This is a genomic window from Streptomyces cahuitamycinicus, assembly GCF_002891435.1.
GTDB lineage: Bacteria > Actinomycetota > Actinomycetes > Streptomycetales > Streptomycetaceae > Streptomyces > Streptomyces cahuitamycinicus.
Window position 1 is genome coordinate 1 of the sequence record NZ_POUC01000170.1, and the last position, 15,870, is coordinate 15,870.

Below are 15,870 nucleotides of genomic sequence, written 5' to 3' on the forward strand. Positions count from 1 at the left end.
CGCCACCCCTACAGCCGCGGCCTGCTCCAAGCGCTGCCCGACCGCGCCTTCACCCCCGTCCCGGGCATGCCGCCCGAACTGGGAGACCTGCCGGACGGCTGCTCCTTCGCCGCCCGCTGCGACCGGGCCACCGACACCTGCGCCGCCCCGCCGCCCACCGGCACGGTCGCCTGCCACCACCCGCACGTGCCGGAGGACGTCCGTGCTTGAACTGCGCTCCATCACCGCCGGATACGCCAGGAACGCCCCGGTGGTCCGGGACGTGTCCCTGACCGTCGCGCCGGGCGAGTCCGTCGGCCTGCTCGGCCCCAGCGGCTGCGGCAAGTCCACCCTCGCGCGGGTGGCGGCCCTGCTGCACCGCCCCGACTCCGGCACCCTGCTCCTCGACGGCGAACCCGTACGGCGCTGGCGCCACCGCGCCCCACGGGAGAAGCGCACCGCCTTCGGCGTCGTCTTCCAGCAGGCCAGACTCTCCGCGGACCCGCGGCTGCCGCTCACCGACCTGATCGCCGAGCCCCTGCGCGCCACCGGCCGCGGCGCGGAAGTCACCGGCCGGATCGCCGAGTTGGCCCCCGTCGTCGGTCTCACCCCCGACCTGCTGACCCGGCGGCCGCACGAGGTCAGCGACGGGCAGCTGCAACGCGCTTGCCTGGCCCGGGCGTTGGTGCTGCGACCGCGCATGCTGGTGTGCGACGAGATAACCGCGATGCTCGACGCCTCGACGGCCGCCGCCCTGGTCGCGGCGGTCGAGGACTACCGGGCCGCGACGGGCGCCGCCCTGCTGGCCGTCGGCCACGACCGGGCCCTGCTCCAGCGCTGGTGCGACCGCACCGTCCAGTGGGACAGCCTGACCTGAGGCACTACTCCTGTACGTGCCGGATGGCGTCCAGGACGATGTGCGCCACGTGGTCGTCGGTGAGGGTGTACCGCGTCTCGCGGGCCTGACGCCGGGCGGTCACGATCCGGGAGGTGCGCAGCACCCTCAGGTGCTGGGAGACCAGCGGCTGGCTGACGCCCAGGGCGGTCACCAGTTCGTGGACGTACTTCCCGCCGCCGGACAGTTCCCGCACGATGCCCAGCCGTACCGGCGAGGCAAGGGCGCGCAACAGCTCGCCGGCCGCCTGCAGGGTGGGATCCGGTTCATCCGCCGGGGGAGGGGGCGTCGTTGTCATATGCATACATTAGCATATGACAACGATTCCCAGTTTGTTCTCGCGCGCCCTGGGGCGACTGCTGTCAGTGGTCGTCCCAGTGTCCCTCGTGGGCGGCGTGACGGTGGCCGTCGTGCACGTAGTCCGTGTGGTCGTCGTGGCGCACGGCCAGATGGCCGCAGTCGTCGCCGTGCTCGTGGTCGTGGTTCCGGTGCACCGCGTGGCCGCCGTTCGCGCATTCGTCGGTGTGGCCGGCGTGCGTCCGGTGGATGTGGCCGTCGTGGGCGTAGTCGGTGTGGTCGCCGTGGGTGAAGGCGAGGTGTCCGCAGTCGTCGCCGTGGGCGTGCGCGTGGTCCTCGTGGGTGATGTGCTCGGCGGTGGTCATGGTGGTGCTCCTCATGTGTGCTGATGGCCGCCCGCGGTGCTTCGGCCGGGCAGGCATGGCGACATTAACATATAGCGATTCCTGCATGTATTGTCGGAGGACCCGCACCCACCCGCCACCCGGGGCGGGCGCACGAGTGAAGCGCCGGGTCAGGGGGCCTCTAGCGCACGGCCACGACCACGCAGCTGTCGCCGTACTGCCACACCGGGCCGGCCTTGCCGAAGCCGGCCTGACGGAGGAGCTCCAGGTGGGCGGAGAGGGGGAGTTCGGCGGGGCGGCCCGTGCCGAGGGGGGCTTCGCGCCTCCGGCGCTCGGTGAGGAGGTCGGTCAGCTCCGGGTCGTCGCCGACCGCGGCCCACCAGGAGCCCCAGTCCTCGTGGGCGAACACGCGCTGCCGGTCGGCCCGGCACCGTCCGACATGGGCGGCGATCCCGGCCGGGCCCGCCGGGCCCTGGGGGAGGTGGTCGCCGTTGACGAGGACGCCCCCGGGGCGCAGCAGCCCGGCGAGCTGCCGGTAGGTGCCGAGCAGGGTGTCGCGGTCGAGGTAGTGCAGGGCCGTCGTGGAGACCGCCGCGTCCAGGGGCCGGTCCAGATCCAGGGCCTGCACCCAGCCGGGCGCGCCGATCTCCGCGTCGACGTAGCGGGCCGCGTCCGGGTGGTGGGTGCGGCCCAGCTCCAGCAGGACGGGGTCCCGGTCCACGGCTACGATCTCGGCGTCCGGCAGCCGCCGGGCCAGCCGGGCCGCGAGGGATCCGGGCCCGCAGCCCAGGTCCACTACGAGGGGCGGGGCCGTACGCCCCGCCGTGACGTGCTCGACGACATCGGCGATCACCGTGAACCGCTCCTCGCGGTCGACGGCGTACCGCTGCTGCTGGAGCTCCCAGCGCTCCACCCATCGCTCCGCCGTCGCCAGACTCAGCCCCATCCGGTCGCGCCACCTCGCCGTCTCGCACCTGACTCGTTACGGCCCGAGCCTACAGGTGGAAACGGTTCCCATTATGCCCAGTTGGGGGTGTCACGTGAGCGAGGCGAGAACGGACAGCAGCCGGTCGACCTCCTCCACCGTGTTGTACACATGCAGACTCACCCGCACCGACCCGGTCTTCTCGCCCGCGTCGCCCTGGCAGTGATGGTCGGAGCGGACCATGAACCCGTGGCTGAACAGGATGAACCCCAGATCGCCCGAGTCGATGGCGCGGTGCCGCAGCGTCACGATGCCGCGGCGGCGCTGCACGGTCGAGTCGGCGGCGAGACTGAGGGGGCAGCCGAGGACCTCGTAGGCGTCCAGCCGGCGCAGCCCCTCGGTGAGCCGGGCCGCCAGGTCGGCCGTCCAGCGCTCGATCCGGTCGACACCGGCCGCCTCCAGCCAGTCCAGGGCCGCTTCGAGCGAGGCGACGCCCACCGTGTTCGGGGTGCCGCTCCACCCGCCGGGCACGAACTCCGGCCCGCGCGCCTGCCGGGCCCACACCGCCCCCGAACCGGGCAGGGCCAGCGCCTTGTGACCGGAGAACACCACGAAGTCGACGTCCAGCTCCGCCACGGACACCGGCAGATGGCCGACACTCTGCGCGGCGTCCAGGCAGATGACCGCGTCCGGGCCGACGGCCTCACGGATGCGGTGCACGTTCATGTCGCCGCCGTAGACGTGGTGCACATGAGTGGTGGCCACGAACCGGGTACGCGGCCCGGCCCGTTCCGCCAGCGCCCGATGGTCGTAGTCACCCGAACCGCTCTGGTACGGCATCGGCACCACCCGGACGTGCACCCCCTCCCGTGCGAGCGACCGCTGCGCCTCCAGCCAGGGCACGATGTTCGCCTGGTGATCGGCATCCGGGACGACGATCTCGTCACCGTCGCGCAGGAAGCCCGGCAGCCAGTCGCGGGCGATGGTGCGCAGCCCCTCGGTGGTGCCGCCGGTGAACTGGACGACGGAGCGCTCCGGCCGCTCGTCCCCGAGGAACCGGGCGACGCGCCCGCGGGTCCGCTCGACCAGCTCCGTGGTCCGGTTGGCCCAGGTGTAGGTGCCGCGCGCGGCGTTGGCGTTCGACGTGGTCAGGTACCTCTGCACGGCGTCAAGGACGGCCTGCGGCTTCTGCGCCGTGGCAGCGCTGTCCAGGTACGCCAGCTCCGGATGCCCGGTGACGATGGGGAACTGGGCGCGCAGCGCCCGCTGCCACCGCCCCTGGTCCTCGCGGCCGCTCGGTGTGCTCACGCCGGTCAGTCCCGCACCAGGGGAGCGCCCGCGTCCCGCCAGGCGATGATGCCGCCGACCAGGCTGCGCACGTCCGGGTGGCCCATCCGGGTCAGCAGAGCCGCGTACCGCGCGGACTGCTCACCCACCGGGCACGCCAGCAGCACCGGCCGCCGCCGGCTGAACGGCATCCCGCCCCGGACGAGTTCGGCGAACAGCTCGTCGACGATGTTGACCGAACCGTCGATGTGCAGCGCCGCGTACGCGTACGGGCTGCGCAGGTCGACCACGAGCGGCCCCTCGGTCTCCATCCAGTGCCGGGCCTCGGCCACGGTGACCGACGGCGCCCCGCCCACCTCGGCGTTGGACAGGTCGGCCGGCGAGTTCTTCCGGGGCGGGCGGCCCAGCAGATCGGGCCGCCGCTCCCGGACGTAGCTCAGATAGCTCTCCACCCGGTCGCAGACGATGAACACCGCGGTCCGCCGCTCCTCCGACTCCTCGTCCAGAGGACGCAGATGGCGGACGGCGCCGAAGTAGGCCGCCCCTCCGGTGGGCCCGCCCAGGATGCCGCAGCGGCGGTTCAGGGTCAGCATCCCCTCGATCGCCTCGTCGGAACTGACCGACTCCATCGTGTCGTACGTCTGCGGGTCGAACAGACCCACCTCCTGCACCTCGTCGATGGTGCGGATCCCGGGGATGAAGTCGGACTTGGCCGCCACCAGACCGACCACCCGCACGGCGGGGTCCTCCTCCCGCAGCGCGCGGGCGACGCCCGTGGACGACCCGGCCGTGCCCACACAGGCGACGAACCAGTCCGGAACCCGGCCGTCCAGGTCTTTGACGATCTCCGGTCCGGTGCCGGTGAGATGGGCCTCGGTGTTGCTCGGGTTGAAGTACTGGTCGGTGTGCAGATAGGCACTTCCCGAGGCGGAGAGCGTGCGATGGAACAGGGTCAGCGGGTCGTCCGTGGCGGTCGGGTCCAGGCACTCGCTCTGCCCCGGCAGCTCCTCGATCTCCGCTCCGAGCAGCAGCAGGAGATCCTTGATCTCCGGGACCCGCATCCGGTTGGTGACGCTCTTGAAGCCGAGGCCGTGCATGCCCGCGATGACCGCGAGGGCCTTGGCCGTGTTGCCGCTGGACAACTCGACCACCTGGCTGCCCTGTTCGACCGCCTCGGCCAGCAGGGGGCCCGCCATGCTCCAGGCGGGCCGGTCCTTGACCGAGCCGAAGGGGTTGAGCATTTCGAGCTTCGCGTACAGATCGATGGTGCGCAGGCCGTGCACCGCCGGGTCTATCCGCACCAGAGGGGTGTTGCCTATCGCCTCGGTGATGCTGTCGTACCTCACTGAGCTCCCCTCGCGGGCGTGATCGGCCAGAACTGGTCGTCGAGGCACCAGCGCCAGGTATCGCCGTCCTGCCAGGCGGCGACCTTGCCGGCGGCGGGCTGGTGCTGGGCGCGGGTGGCGTGGAAGTCCATGGCGTAGCCGGCGGTGTTGGCGAAGGCCAGCAGGTCGCCGGGTTCCGGGCGGCGCGGCAGGAACACCGTGCGCCGGGTGATCAGGTCGGTCTCCAGACAGAGGCTTCCGAAGAGGTGCACGGCGACCGGCTCCTCGCCCGGCCCGGCTCCGCCCCGGGGAACGACCACCGGGTCCATCAGCACCCCGTGGTCCTCCAGGGCGATGTCGTCCGCCTTCGCGGCCAGCCGGACGAGCAGTTCCCCGCCGGCCTCCTGGGTGCGGACCTCCAGGACACGCGCCAGGGTGAGCCCGCACTGGTCCAGCAGCGCCCGGCCGGGCTCGGTGTGCAGGTCGTACAGGTGCTCCAACAGCAGCGCGGCCAGCGGGCGCCCGCCCAGCGAGGCGGCGGGGCGGCGCAGCAGCTCGTCGAGGTAGGCGGCGCCGGCGACGGACCGGTGGGCGGGGTACAGACCGAGCGTGCCGCGCAGGGTGCCGGACTCGTTGCGCAGCCCATAGCCGTGCCCACCCCACGTCAGGGGCGGACGCCGGCCGAGGACGGCTTCGGTCAGGGCGGTCGTGTACGCCTCCCACTGCTCCCGCTCGGCGAGATAGCTGATGCCGAACCCGCCGCCGACGTCCACGGCCCGCGGACGCAACCCCCGGCTCCGGCACAACTCCAGTGCGGCCAGGCTGCCTTCGAGGGCGGTCGCCTTCTCCGCGATGCTCGTCGTGTCCAGATGGAAGGCCACCCCCGCCGGATCGACCGCGTCGGCATGCCGCTCGACCGCCTCCAGCAGCACCTCCAACTCCCGTACGGGCGTGCCGAAACGGCTGCGCCGGCTCAGCACCCTCACGCCCGCCGTCTCGAAGCCCGACAGCCGCAGCAGCACCCGCACCGGGGACAGCGCGTGCTTGCGCACCAGGGCGGCGAGCTGGTCCAGCTCGGCAACGGCGTCGACGCTGACCGTGACTCCCGCACGGGCCGCCAGCCACAGGAACTCGGGGTTCTTCGGCCCTGTGGCCGTGATCCGGCCGGCGTCGAACCCGGCACCCAACGCGTGCTGCAACTCGCCCAGCGACGCGACGTCCACGCCCGCGTCCGTCGCGGCGAGCCGCCGCAGCAGCGCACTGGACCGGTTGGCCTTGTGGGCGTAGAAGACCTGCCCCGGCAGATGGTGCGAGCGGTACACCGACCGGAACCGCTCCAGGTTCTCGGCGATCTGGTCCGGCACCACGACGTGCAGGGGTGAGCCGAGCGCGTCGACGATCGAGTGCAGCGTGCCGTGTGCCGCCACGAGCGACCTCAGCCGTGGCTCCAGCCGCGGTTCGAGATACAAGGGCCGGCCGTCCATGCGCGCTCCCCTCCTGAGGCCGCCGCACCCGGCATCCGGGCACGTCGGACACTCCCCGCGTATCGCCGTATAGCCCATATCCATTCTTCGGTCGCTTTACGCCCTGTAAGACCCGGGCCTACGCCTCGGCCGGTGTGAAGCGGATCACGGGCCGGGCTGCGGCGCGCGCCGGGCGCGAGGCGGCGGCATGGCTGGAGCACGACATCCGCGCCCACCTCCTCGCCGCGGGCCACGGCCCGGCCGCCGTCGCCGCCCTCGGTGAGGGACTCGGTCCGCGGTAGCGGACCGGTGACAATCGGGACGGAGCCGTAGCAGGTCCGGGGGACAACGCATGCGGCCGGTGGCGGGTCGTACAGGGGGCAAGGGCACAAGCCCGAGCACGCGACCGGGGAAAACCGGGGGATACCAATGGGGGAGACCATGAAGATCCGTGCCCGAGGAATACGGCAGAACCGAGGAATCCGCACCACCCTGGCCGCGCTGGCGGCCGTCGCAGGTGTCGCCGCAGCCGCCGTCCCGGCCGTTGCCGCCACCGCACCGGCTTCCGGCACACCCCGGTTCCTGGAGCCGGCCGAACTGCCGCCGCACCCGACCTCGCCCTGGTACGCCGGTCCGGTCACCGCCGGCCGGCCCGACCCGCTGCCGGTCTGCGTGGGCGACGCGCTGCCGTCCATCACCACGCACCGGCAGTACGGGACGGAGTACGACACGAGCGCCCAGCAGATCACGGTCGTGGAGCGCAGCGAACAGCGGGCGAAGGACTTCGCGGCACTCCTGCGCGAGGACCTCGCCGGCTGTGCGAAGAAGCTGATGCAGCAGGATCCGGACATCACGGCGACGCAGAAGTACTACGGCAAGCTGAATGTCGAGGAGGGCGCCCACGTCTACGGCATCCACACCGCCTCTGCCTGGGGCTCCTCCGACATCGGCCTCTTCTCGGTCGGCCGCGACGGCAGGACCGTCACGGTCGTCCGCTGGGGTCAGATGGGCAATTTCCAGCACGCCCAAGTGGCGGACTTCAAGGCCACGACCGTCACGGCGGTGAACAAGCTGTACTGACGGCTCAGCCCCGGGTCGGCTCGGTGGAGGCGTCGTAGACGAGCAGCCCGTCGTCGCGCAGCCGCACGCCGGGCGTCGGCGTGTGGGCGCTCAGCCGGCCGTCGTGCATGAGGTGGTGGGCCGGTACGCCGCGGGCCACCACCGCGAAGTCGGCGATCAGCCGGCGGTGACAGCGCCACCAGACCGCCTCGCTGCACATCACGGCCGTACGGGCACCCGCGGCGTCGTGCAGCAGGCGGTCCATCGCGGTGACGAACTCGGGGGACCGGGTGTGGGCGGCGTAGCCGCGGAAGGACGCGTTGCGCCACACCACGTCCGGACTGTCCGCGGGCAGCGGACGGAACCCGCCCAGCGCGGGTTCCCACCGGTAGCCGATCCCGGCGGCCGGCAGCCACGCGGCGAGCCGCTCCCGCAGCAGGTCGGGATCCCGCCGGCTGCCGGGAGCGGTCCGCACATCCACGACGGCCGCCACACCGGCCCCGCGCAGCAACGCGACGATCCGGTCCCGCCCGGCGGTGCTGTGCCCGAAGGTCAGCAGGAGCACGTCCACAGGGGCGGACTTTCCCGTTCCGGCGGGCCCACACCTGAGGACGTGCTCCCGGGGTCGAGTCGTCGGAGCGTAGGGCGCCGGAGCTGTTGATCCGCGTCACGTAAGTGGTCGCCTCCGCGTACGCCGCATGGTGTTCGGACGGCACGGAGACGGGCGGCGGGACGGCCGAGGAGGTCGTCCAGACCTGGTCGAGAAGGTCGAGGATGGCCGGGTCTTGCGTCCTGGGTGGGGCGACGCCGGAAAGCCGGTGGACGGTGCGCACGGCGGTGTTCGACGCCACGTGGTGCCTCCTCGGCGGTGTGGTTCACGAGAGGTCTAAGTACACGGGCGAGACTGACATCAACGTGTGTACGTCGCCAACATGCTAGCCTCTGGAGCGCCGATGGTGATCCGTGTACGCTGGGGCTATGACGGACAACGCCGCTTCCTCGGTCGGCCCGCTGGTCACCGGTGCCGAGATCGCTCGGCTGGCCGGAGTTACCCGGGCCGCTGTCTCCAACTGGCGCCGGCGCTACGACGACTTCCCCGCACCGGCAGGAGGGGGCGCGAACAGTCCGCTCTACGCGCTCGCCGAGGTCCAGGACTGGCTGGACAGGCAGCGCAAGGGTCAGGAGGTCTCTCCCGAGGTCGAGTTGTGGCAGGCGCTGCGGACCACCTACGGGGATCAGATGGTCGCCGGCCTGGCCGCGGTTGCCGCGGTGCTGGCCGGACAGCCCGAGCCGGCTCTGCCGGACGACGTCGCTTCCCGCGTGCGGCAGCTTGCCGAGACCGAGGCGCCCGTAGATCTCGTAAACGGACTTACTGACCGGTTCATGGACTCTGCCCGCCGCGCGGGATCCGACCAGGTGACGTCCGAGCGTGTAGTGAGGGCCGTGTGCCACTTCGCCCCCGAGCTGCCGGTCGGCGCTACGGTGTTCGATCCCGCCTGTGGTATTGGGGCGCTGCTCCTGTCGGTCGCCTCCGAGAGCGGGACGCGCTGCCGAGGCCAGGAGATGGATACCGACAGCGCCCGGTTCGCCCAGCTGCGTGCCGAACTTCTGCGCCGCTCCGAGGTGCGCGTCGTGGCAGGGGACTCCCTGCGCGCGGACGCGTGGCCGGACCTCAGGGCGGATCTGATCGTCTGTGACCCGCCGGCTGGTGTGACGGAGTGGGGGAGGGAGCAGCTGCTGCTCGACTCCCGCTGGGAACTGGGCACCCCCTCCAAGGCCGAAGGGGAACTCGCCTGGCTCCAGCACGCGTACGCGCACACCGCGCCCGGCGGCCAGGTCCTCATGGTCATGCCGGCCTCGGTCGCCTACCGCAAGGCGGGCCGCCGCATCCGGTCGGAACTCGTACGCCGGGGCATCGTGCGCCAAGTGGTCGCCCTGCCCCCGGGGACGGCGACCTCGCACTCCCTGCCCGTCCATCTGTGGTGCCTACGGCGTCCCGAGAACACCTCGGGTACGGACACCCACCACACCGTGCGCATGATCGACCTGACCGACAACAACCCCGACGGAGGCCTGGAGCCCCGGGACGACCAGACCGCGGACGTACCGCTGATCGAGCTCCTCGACGACACCGTCGACCTGACCCCCGGCAGTCATCTGCGCTTCCGTCACCGTGATTACCCCGGTGAGTACGAGGCCTTGCGCAAGCAGTTGCAGGAGCAGGTGCTCCGGCTCGCCGCCTTCCTGCCCGAGCTCGCCCCCGGCGGCGGACCGGGCTCGCTGGACGGTGCCACCACGAGCGTCGCGGATCTCGCCCGTGCCGGACTTGTGGAGTTCGACGGCCCGGAACCGGTCTCGGCCAGCGAGCAACTCGACACGGACTATCTCCGGGGCTTCCTGCGCAGCTCCGGCAACGCCCGCCGCTCCACCAGCACCAGCGGGACCTACCGTTTCGACGCGCGGGGCTCGCGCGTCCCCCGCATGGACATCGAGGAGCAGCGCCGGTACGGCTCCGCGTTCCGGGCGCTGTCCGCGTTCGAGGAAGGGCTGCGCAAAGTCGACGAGCTGAGTCGGCAGCTCGCCGAGGTCGCCCGCGACGGACTCGCCACGGGAGCCCTGGCTCCTCAGGAGTGAGGAGCAGGCGACCGCTCAGGCGGCGTACGGCAGAAACGGACTCGCGGCTCCGCTCCATGTCACGCTCAGTGCCTCGCGAGCCCGGGTGCAGGCGACGAAAAGCAGGCAGCGCTCCCGCAGCAGGTCGGCGTCATGCTGCAGGGGGTCCGCCTCACGTGGCGTGATCCCACGGGCGAACGGGACGGTGCCCTCGGCGACACCGAGCACGGACACCGCCCGGAACTCCAGACCCTTCATCGCGTGCATCGTCGCCAGCCGTACCCCTTCGGCCCCCTGCGCGACCTGCCCTCTGACCCGTAGCACGGGGATGCCGGCGGCCTTCAGTTTCTCCTCGGCCGTGTCCAGGGAGAGGTTGAACCGTGCGCACACGCCGATCTCGTGCGGTGCCAGGCCTTCGGCCAGCAGCGTCCGGACCCGCTCCACCAGCGCCTCGGTCTCCTCCTGCCGGGTCGCGTACCCCCGCGCCTGAGGATGGCGCCCGTGCAGCAGCGAGCGGTACCCGGCCAGCGAGTCCGTCCCCTCGCCTTCGAGGGCATCGACGGTGACGGGTGCCAGGAGCCGCGCCGACCAGGCGAGGATCTCCTCGGTGGAACGGTAGTTGAGGCGCAACCGGAAGCTGCGGCCGGCCGTCATGATGCCCAGGGAGCCGAGCGAGACCCGGGAGTCGTAGATCCGCTGGTGAGGGTCTCCGGTGGCGAACAGGTCGTCGGGGCCTGGGGTGACGGCGGCGCGCAGCACCCGCCACTGGGCGGGGTGCAGGTCCTGTGCCTCGTCGACGACCACATGGGCGTACGGAGCCGGCTCGTCGCCGAGGAGTTCCGCCGCGCGGGCGCAGACGCGCAGGTGTGTGGTCTCGCCGCGGTCCCGCAGGAACTGTTCGAACCGCTGCACGCCGCTCCACACCACTCGCCGGCGCGTGGGGCCGAGACCGGTGCCGCGGCCGCGGCGGCTCGCACCGAGGTAGGCGTCCAGGTCACGGAGGTTCTGGCCGAGTACGACGTGCCGGTACTCCTGAGCCAGAAACTGCGCGGTGAACGGCAGATCGAGCTGCCTGACCGCCTTCTCCCACAGCTGCCGCTGCTCCCGGTCCCCGATCGGCTCGGGCACGGCAGCCGACCTCGTGCGCACGATGCCATGGGCACACGCGTCGACCGTCGTCACGTCGACCCGCGCCAGCAGCTTCTCGTCCTCGTCGAGGAGCAGCCCGAGCATGTCGCGCAGTCCGGCGGCGAGCGCGTTCGTGTAGGTGGTGAGCAGGATGCGGCCGCCCTCGGAACGACCGAGCAGGTGTTTGACCCGGTGCAGGGCGGCCACCGTCTTGCCCGTCCCGGGGCCGCCGGTGACCTGGACGGGACCGCCGTACGAGCTGCGGTAGGCGACGCGCCGCTGGGAGGGGTGGACGCGCGGTCAGGCCGTGTTCCCGAAGAGCCTCGCGCAGGGCGACCGTGACGAAGTCCTCGAACAGCTGGTTCATGTCGAGCAGGAAGCCGTCCACAGCCAGGGGGGAGGCCCCGGCCGGCCGGTGTTCCGGCGAGGTGCCGCGCAGGACGGCCTCGGCGAGCCGCAGGGCGGGCTGGTAGCGGGAGTTGAGGCGTGACGGCTGCCAACGCGGTGGTTCCTGCCCCCGTATCAGCGGCAGCGCGTCGGCCAGCCGTACTCGCTGATGAGCCAGACGCCGCCGGACCGCACCGGGAACACCCGGCAGCCGCAGCAACCGCTCCACGGCGGCGCGCAGGATGCGGTTCTCGGCGGTGTCGGCGGTGTACGCGTCGTAGACGATCTCCACCGGCGGCGTACGGCCGAAGTGCCGCCGGATCTGCTCGGCCTCACGCAGCCTCCCGCGCACGACCAGCGCGGACTCCTCGACCTCCTGGTAGCCCTGGAGGACCCCCTGCCGCAGCGCCCCGTCGATCTGCTGCTCCACGGCGTGCGCCAGTGCGGGGACGACGTCGTCATACGCACCGGTGTCGACGGTGCCCTCCCCGCTGTCGCGCCAGGCGCGGGCGGGGTCGAGGCTGAACCCGAGGAGGAAGAACAGCCGGCTCACCGGGGTCTTGGGCATGATCCGTACGACCGTACCGGCGCGCGTGCGCACGGCGCCGACCCGACTGCCCGCGCGCAGCAGCCAGTGTCCGTCCCGGCCGGGATCGGGGGTCGCGCTCTGCAGGATCCCGGAGGCGGCGAGGGCCCGCCCGGCCTCGGTGCCCAGCGGAACGGAGACGGCGGGCCCGTACTCGTGCAGCGCCACCTCGGACACGGACACGGGCACGGGCACGGACACGGGCGCTGCTCGCGCAGGGAGCCGAGGCCGCAGCGGGCGGCCACGTCCAGGCTCTCGCCGTAGTGATACTCCTCCAACAGGGGGAGGATCTTTGTGCGCCACGTCCGTTCGAGGCCGCCCTCGCGGTAGACGCCCGGTTTCATCAGGTACGACGGCCCGATCGCGAAGTCGGTGTCGTCGATACGGGCGTTGAGCGCGTCGAGCAGGCGAGCGGGCTCCATGTCCCTGCCCTCGCGCTTCAGCCAGCGCGCGAGCAGCCCGGCGGTCGGCTCGGTACGCGGGGACAGTTCCACGAACGCGAAGCGGCGCCGCATCGCCGCGTCCACCAACGCGATCGAACGGTCGGCGGTATTCATCGTGCCGATCACGAAGAGGTTGTGCGGCAGCGCGAAGTCGTCCCCGGAATAGGTGAGCCGGACGGACCTCTTCCGGTACTCCAGGAGGAAGTACAGCTCGCCGAAGACCTTCGCCAGGTTGGCCCGGTTGATCTCGTCGATGATCAGGAAGTGCGGGATGTGCCGGTTGCCCTCGCGGGAGGCGAGATCGGCGAGCTCCCGCAACGGGCCCGCCGTCAGCCGGAAGCCCACCTCGCGTGTCTCGGGGTCCTCCACGGGCCGGAACCCCTCGAAGAAGTCCTCGTAGGCGTACGAGGGGTGGAACTGCACGATCTTGACCTGTTCCGGGCCGCCGCCTAAGTACTCGGCCAGCTTCATCGCCAGATAGGTCTTGCCGGTGCCCGGCGGCCCGTAGAGAACCAGCTGCCGCTCGTCGATGAGGAGCTCCCGCATCTCGTCCAGCCAGGACCGGTCGTGGACGAGGAGGTCGGCGGCCAGTGCCCCGGTGATGTCCGGCAGCGTCAGTTCCCCGCCTGCCGCGGGGACCGTGAGGGCCGTCAGCCCGGTGAGCTCGTCCAACGCGTCCAGAACGACGGTCAGATCGACCACGTCATGCTGGACGGACAGCTTCTGCTGCACTTCCTCCGGCAGTTCCTCGTACGCATGGCTCTTGGAGAACCACGAGACGTTCCTCCGCAGGTTGGACAGACCGCCCGGCGACGAGGCCTGCGCGGCGTCCCCGGTGATGTTCCCGATATGCAGCCGACCGTCGCTGATGGTGGCCACGGTGTCGCCGATGCGCATCTGCGTCAGGAAGGCGTGCAGTTCGTCGACGAGACCCCGCTTCTGGTTGTACGAGGCAGCCCCCTCGTATCCGTCCTCGACGAAGCGGCGCAGCGTGCTCTTGGTCGGATCGGTCTCTTCCAGAGGAGGCAGATGTGCGGCCGTGAGCGAGACGAGCCCCTCCTTCAGCCACAACTGCCGCACCAGGTTGTGCCCGGAGACATTGGATCCGCGTACCAGCCACGCCTTGCGCGGGGCACGCCAGCCGGTGGACAGGTAGTCGGCGAGGGGATGACCCTCGGCGGTGCGCCAGGACTCCGGGCCGGAGGCGTCGTAGCCGTACACGAGTGCGGCGGCGGCGGAGGAGGAGTTGCACTCGATGTCCCGGGCCACCCTCCACCGATCGGCGGAGACGTCGACGAGCCCGCCGCTCGCGCGCAGCTCCGCGCGGGTCCGGCGGGCGTGGTCGCCGAGCCCCGGCCATGCCTCGGCGGCCACCGTCGAGCCCTCCTCCAGGAGGAACTTGTGCGTGCCGTTGCCGCCGAACTCGGCGAGCAGATGTCCGCGCGCCTCGGCGCCGTCCTGGGGGAGCTTGATGCGGAACTCGGGCGTGCCGGGGAGGTGTTCGGGCTGAGGCATGGACCCATCCTACCTGTTGACACTGTCAAGGCATCAAGAGTACAAGTGAACGCATGCACAGAATGTGATGACTGTGTGAATGCGTCGATCGTGCGGGGCGAGGGGGAGCCGATGGTCGAGGTCGAGGTCGAACGGCGGGCAGTCGAAGCGGAGTTGCCGTCCGTCATCGAAAGGCTGCAGCGCCGCGCCTCCCGTGCGGGCCTGGTCAGTCGGCAGGCCTTCGCGGACGAAGCGGACCGGCTCGGGCTCAGGACCGACGAGCAGCGGCGACGGCTCCGCAATGGACTCGCCGCGCTGGGTATCCAGGTGAAACCCGCCCGCCGCGCGGCGGCTCAGTCGGTGAAGGCATCGCCACCGCCGCCCGCCGTCCCCTCGGAAGCGGCCACGCGTCTGGCCCAGGCCCGGCGGATGCTGGCCCGTTACGCCGACGCCGACGGCGCCGTCAGCAGGCTCGCCCACGACGGCGTCGTACGACTGCACGGACTCGGCGCCGGCGAAGCGCGAGAGCTGACCGCCGACTTCCCGGTCACCCGCCCTCGGCCGCCTCGGCCCCCGGCACCGAGCGCCGCCGCCTCGAAGACACCGGCCGCCAGGCAACCTGCCCGCTCCGGCGCTTCCTCCACGCCCTCGAGACTGACTGACGCCGTGCTCGCGGCCCGGGCGGTGCTGGAGGCGGACCGGTGGCGGCGGCACACGGCCAAGGTGGTGCTGAAGGCGGAGGAGGAGGTCGGCCTCGCCGTTCTCCTCCGGGGCGGGGAGGACCGCCTCGGCCGTAGCGACCGGCTCGGCCGTGACGTTCCCGTGGAGGAGATCGCCGCGCTGCCCCGCGACAGCGAACGGTGGCGTGCCTACGAGTGTCTCGTCCTGCACAACCAGCGGCTCGTGTGGAAGATCGCGCTCGGCTACCAGGGCCGCGGACTGGACGCCGAAGACCTCGTCCAGCACGGAACCATCGGGCTGATGCGCGCGGTCCGGAAGTTCGACGCCACCAAGGGCTTCAAGTTCTCGACCTACGCGACCTGGTGGATCAGACAGGCGATCACCCGGGCCATCGCCGATGAGGGCACCCTGATCCGGCTGCCCGCGCATGTGCACGAGAAGGTGAGCAAGGTCGCCGTCGCCGAGCGCAAGCTCCTGAACGAGGGCCGTCCCAGGACCGTCGACAACGTGGCCTACGTCAGCGGTCTCACGTTCGCCGAAGTGGAGAAGGCGCGCAGGATCAGCCGGCCCACCGACTCCCTGGACCGGATCATCGGCGACGACACGGCCCTCGGCGACCTGATCATCGGACCGAGCCGACTGCCGGGACCCGCCGCCGTGCTGATCCGCAAGGAGCTCATGGAGCGGCTGCGACTCGTCCTGGAGCTCCTCACCGAGCGCGAACGGTACGTCCTCATCCGGCGCACCGGTCTCGACGGCGACGAACCGGACACGCTGGACGACATCGGCGTCGTCTACGGCGTCACCAGGGAGCGCATCCGGCAGATCGAGTCGAAGACCAGGGCGAAGTTCTACGGGCACGCGGCCCGCCACGCCCTGGTGCCGCCGCCCCGCTGAACTCCCCGGCTCCATCACGTTCCCTCCCCCTACGCACTCTCCTTCGAAAGAAGTCGCACATGGACCC

14 protein-coding genes and 2 pseudogenes are annotated in these 15,870 nt (G+C 71.6%); 6 read left to right on the plus strand and 10 right to left on the minus strand.

Features of this window, described 5'->3' with window-relative positions; translation table 11 throughout:
* Together C1J00_RS22420 and C1J00_RS22425 are read left to right on the plus strand one after the other, a co-directional pair.
* On the plus strand, window positions 1-210 hold a 210-nt coding region (locus tag C1J00_RS22420), incomplete at its 5' end, for an oligopeptide/dipeptide ABC transporter ATP-binding protein (protein WP_342751738.1).
* Window positions 203-856: an ABC transporter ATP-binding protein gene (locus tag C1J00_RS22425; RefSeq protein WP_102910857.1), complete on the plus strand. Its 654-nt coding sequence runs from the start codon at window positions 203-205 to the stop codon at window positions 854-856. The genes C1J00_RS22420 and C1J00_RS22425, both read left to right, overlap by 8 nt.
* A gap of 4 nt (window positions 857-860) precedes the next feature.
* Here the strand turns inward: C1J00_RS22425 and C1J00_RS22430 are convergent, their stop codons facing one another.
* The 6 genes from C1J00_RS22430 to C1J00_RS22455 form a co-directional block, all read right to left on the minus strand.
* The gene (locus C1J00_RS22430; protein WP_102910858.1) at window positions 861-1,172 is read right to left on the minus strand and encodes an ArsR/SmtB family transcription factor; all 312 of its coding nucleotides are present in this window, start codon (window positions 1,170-1,172) and stop codon (window positions 861-863) included.
* A 64-nt stretch (window positions 1,173-1,236) separates the two neighbouring features.
* The gene (locus C1J00_RS22435; RefSeq protein ID WP_102910859.1) at window positions 1,237-1,536 is read right to left on the minus strand and encodes a hypothetical protein; all 300 of its coding nucleotides are present in this window, start codon (window positions 1,534-1,536) and stop codon (window positions 1,237-1,239) included.
* A gap of 160 nt (window positions 1,537-1,696) precedes the next feature.
* Complete coding sequence (locus C1J00_RS22440; RefSeq protein WP_102910860.1) at window positions 1,697-2,461, minus strand: class I SAM-dependent methyltransferase; 765 nt, start codon at window positions 2,459-2,461, stop codon at window positions 1,697-1,699.
* Between the two features lie 90 nt (window positions 2,462-2,551).
* The gene (locus C1J00_RS22445; protein ID WP_245936452.1) at window positions 2,552-3,748 is read right to left on the minus strand and encodes an aminotransferase class V-fold PLP-dependent enzyme; all 1,197 of its coding nucleotides are present in this window, start codon (window positions 3,746-3,748) and stop codon (window positions 2,552-2,554) included.
* 5 nt (window positions 3,749-3,753) lie between these two features.
* Complete coding sequence (locus C1J00_RS22450; RefSeq protein WP_102910862.1) at window positions 3,754-5,073, minus strand: pyridoxal-phosphate dependent enzyme; 1,320 nt, start codon at window positions 5,071-5,073, stop codon at window positions 3,754-3,756.
* Window positions 5,070-6,536, minus strand: a complete 1,467-nt coding sequence (locus C1J00_RS22455; protein ID WP_102910863.1) for a Y4yA family PLP-dependent enzyme — start codon at window positions 6,534-6,536, stop codon at window positions 5,070-5,072. Before C1J00_RS22455 ends, C1J00_RS22450 begins: the two co-directional genes overlap by 4 nt.
* A gap of 134 nt (window positions 6,537-6,670) precedes the next feature.
* Here C1J00_RS22455 and C1J00_RS45380 point away from each other — a divergent pair, with 134 nt between their 5' ends.
* Both C1J00_RS45380 and C1J00_RS22460 read left to right on the plus strand, forming a co-directional pair.
* On the plus strand, window positions 6,671-6,817 hold the full coding sequence (locus C1J00_RS45380) for a hypothetical protein (RefSeq protein WP_180989648.1): 147 nt from the start codon (window positions 6,671-6,673) through the stop codon (window positions 6,815-6,817).
* 127 nt (window positions 6,818-6,944) lie between these two features.
* Window positions 6,945-7,595: a hypothetical protein gene (locus C1J00_RS22460; protein WP_102910864.1), complete on the plus strand. Its 651-nt coding sequence runs from the start codon at window positions 6,945-6,947 to the stop codon at window positions 7,593-7,595.
* A gap of 4 nt (window positions 7,596-7,599) precedes the next feature.
* On the opposite strand, the gene C1J00_RS22465 is transcribed toward C1J00_RS22460, so the two are convergent.
* The gene (locus C1J00_RS22465; protein ID WP_102910865.1) at window positions 7,600-8,145 is read right to left on the minus strand and encodes a DUF488 domain-containing protein; all 546 of its coding nucleotides are present in this window, start codon (window positions 8,143-8,145) and stop codon (window positions 7,600-7,602) included.
* A gap of 407 nt (window positions 8,146-8,552) precedes the next feature.
* On the opposite strand from C1J00_RS22465, the gene C1J00_RS22475 reads away from it, so the two are divergent.
* A complete protein-coding gene (locus tag C1J00_RS22475; protein ID WP_180989649.1) occupies window positions 8,553-10,208 on the plus strand; it encodes an N-6 DNA methylase in 1,656 nt (551 codons plus the stop codon).
* Between the two features lie 15 nt (window positions 10,209-10,223).
* Here the strand turns inward: C1J00_RS22475 and C1J00_RS48110 are convergent.
* The 3 genes and pseudogenes from C1J00_RS48110 to C1J00_RS22490 all read right to left on the minus strand — a co-directional run.
* Window positions 10,224-11,609: pseudogene (locus C1J00_RS48110) on the minus strand (UvrD-helicase domain-containing protein); the annotation flags it as partial.
* 79 nt (window positions 11,610-11,688) lie between these two features.
* Window positions 11,689-12,270: pseudogene (locus tag C1J00_RS22485) on the minus strand (5-methylcytosine restriction system specificity protein McrC); the annotation flags it as partial.
* Window positions 12,252-14,246: a DUF4357 domain-containing protein gene (locus tag C1J00_RS22490; RefSeq protein WP_245936453.1), complete on the minus strand. Its 1,995-nt coding sequence runs from the start codon at window positions 14,244-14,246 to the stop codon at window positions 12,252-12,254. The pseudogene C1J00_RS22485 and the gene C1J00_RS22490, both read right to left, overlap by 19 nt.
* A 75-nt stretch (window positions 14,247-14,321) precedes the next feature.
* Here C1J00_RS22490 and C1J00_RS22495 point away from each other — a divergent pair, with 75 nt between their 5' ends.
* Complete coding sequence (locus C1J00_RS22495; protein WP_245936454.1) at window positions 14,322-15,803, plus strand: sigma-70 family RNA polymerase sigma factor; 1,482 nt, start codon at window positions 14,322-14,324, stop codon at window positions 15,801-15,803.
* Window positions 15,804-15,870 lie beyond the last annotated feature (67 nt).

What these genes read in the sequence shown, in the direction of transcription:
- C1J00_RS22475 (WP_180989649.1), top strand. Translation starts at nt 8,553, where the DNA reads ATGACGGACAACGCCGCTTCCTCGGTCGGCCCGCTGGTCACCGGTGCC.
- C1J00_RS22455 (WP_102910863.1), bottom strand. Translation starts at nt 6,536, where the DNA reads ATGGACGGCCGGCCCTTGTATCTCGAACCGCGGCTGGAGCCACGGCTG.
- C1J00_RS22430 (WP_102910858.1), bottom strand. Translation starts at nt 1,172, where the DNA reads ATGACAACGACGCCCCCTCCCCCGGCGGATGAACCGGATCCCACCCTG.
- C1J00_RS22490 (WP_245936453.1), bottom strand. Translation starts at nt 14,246, where the DNA reads ATGCCTCAGCCCGAACACCTCCCCGGCACGCCCGAGTTCCGCATCAAG.
- C1J00_RS22440 (WP_102910860.1), bottom strand. Translation starts at nt 2,461, where the DNA reads ATGGGGCTGAGTCTGGCGACGGCGGAGCGATGGGTGGAGCGCTGGGAG.
- C1J00_RS22460 (WP_102910864.1), top strand. Translation starts at nt 6,945, where the DNA reads ATGGGGGAGACCATGAAGATCCGTGCCCGAGGAATACGGCAGAACCGA.
- C1J00_RS22435 (WP_102910859.1), bottom strand. Translation starts at nt 1,536, where the DNA reads ATGACCACCGCCGAGCACATCACCCACGAGGACCACGCGCACGCCCAC.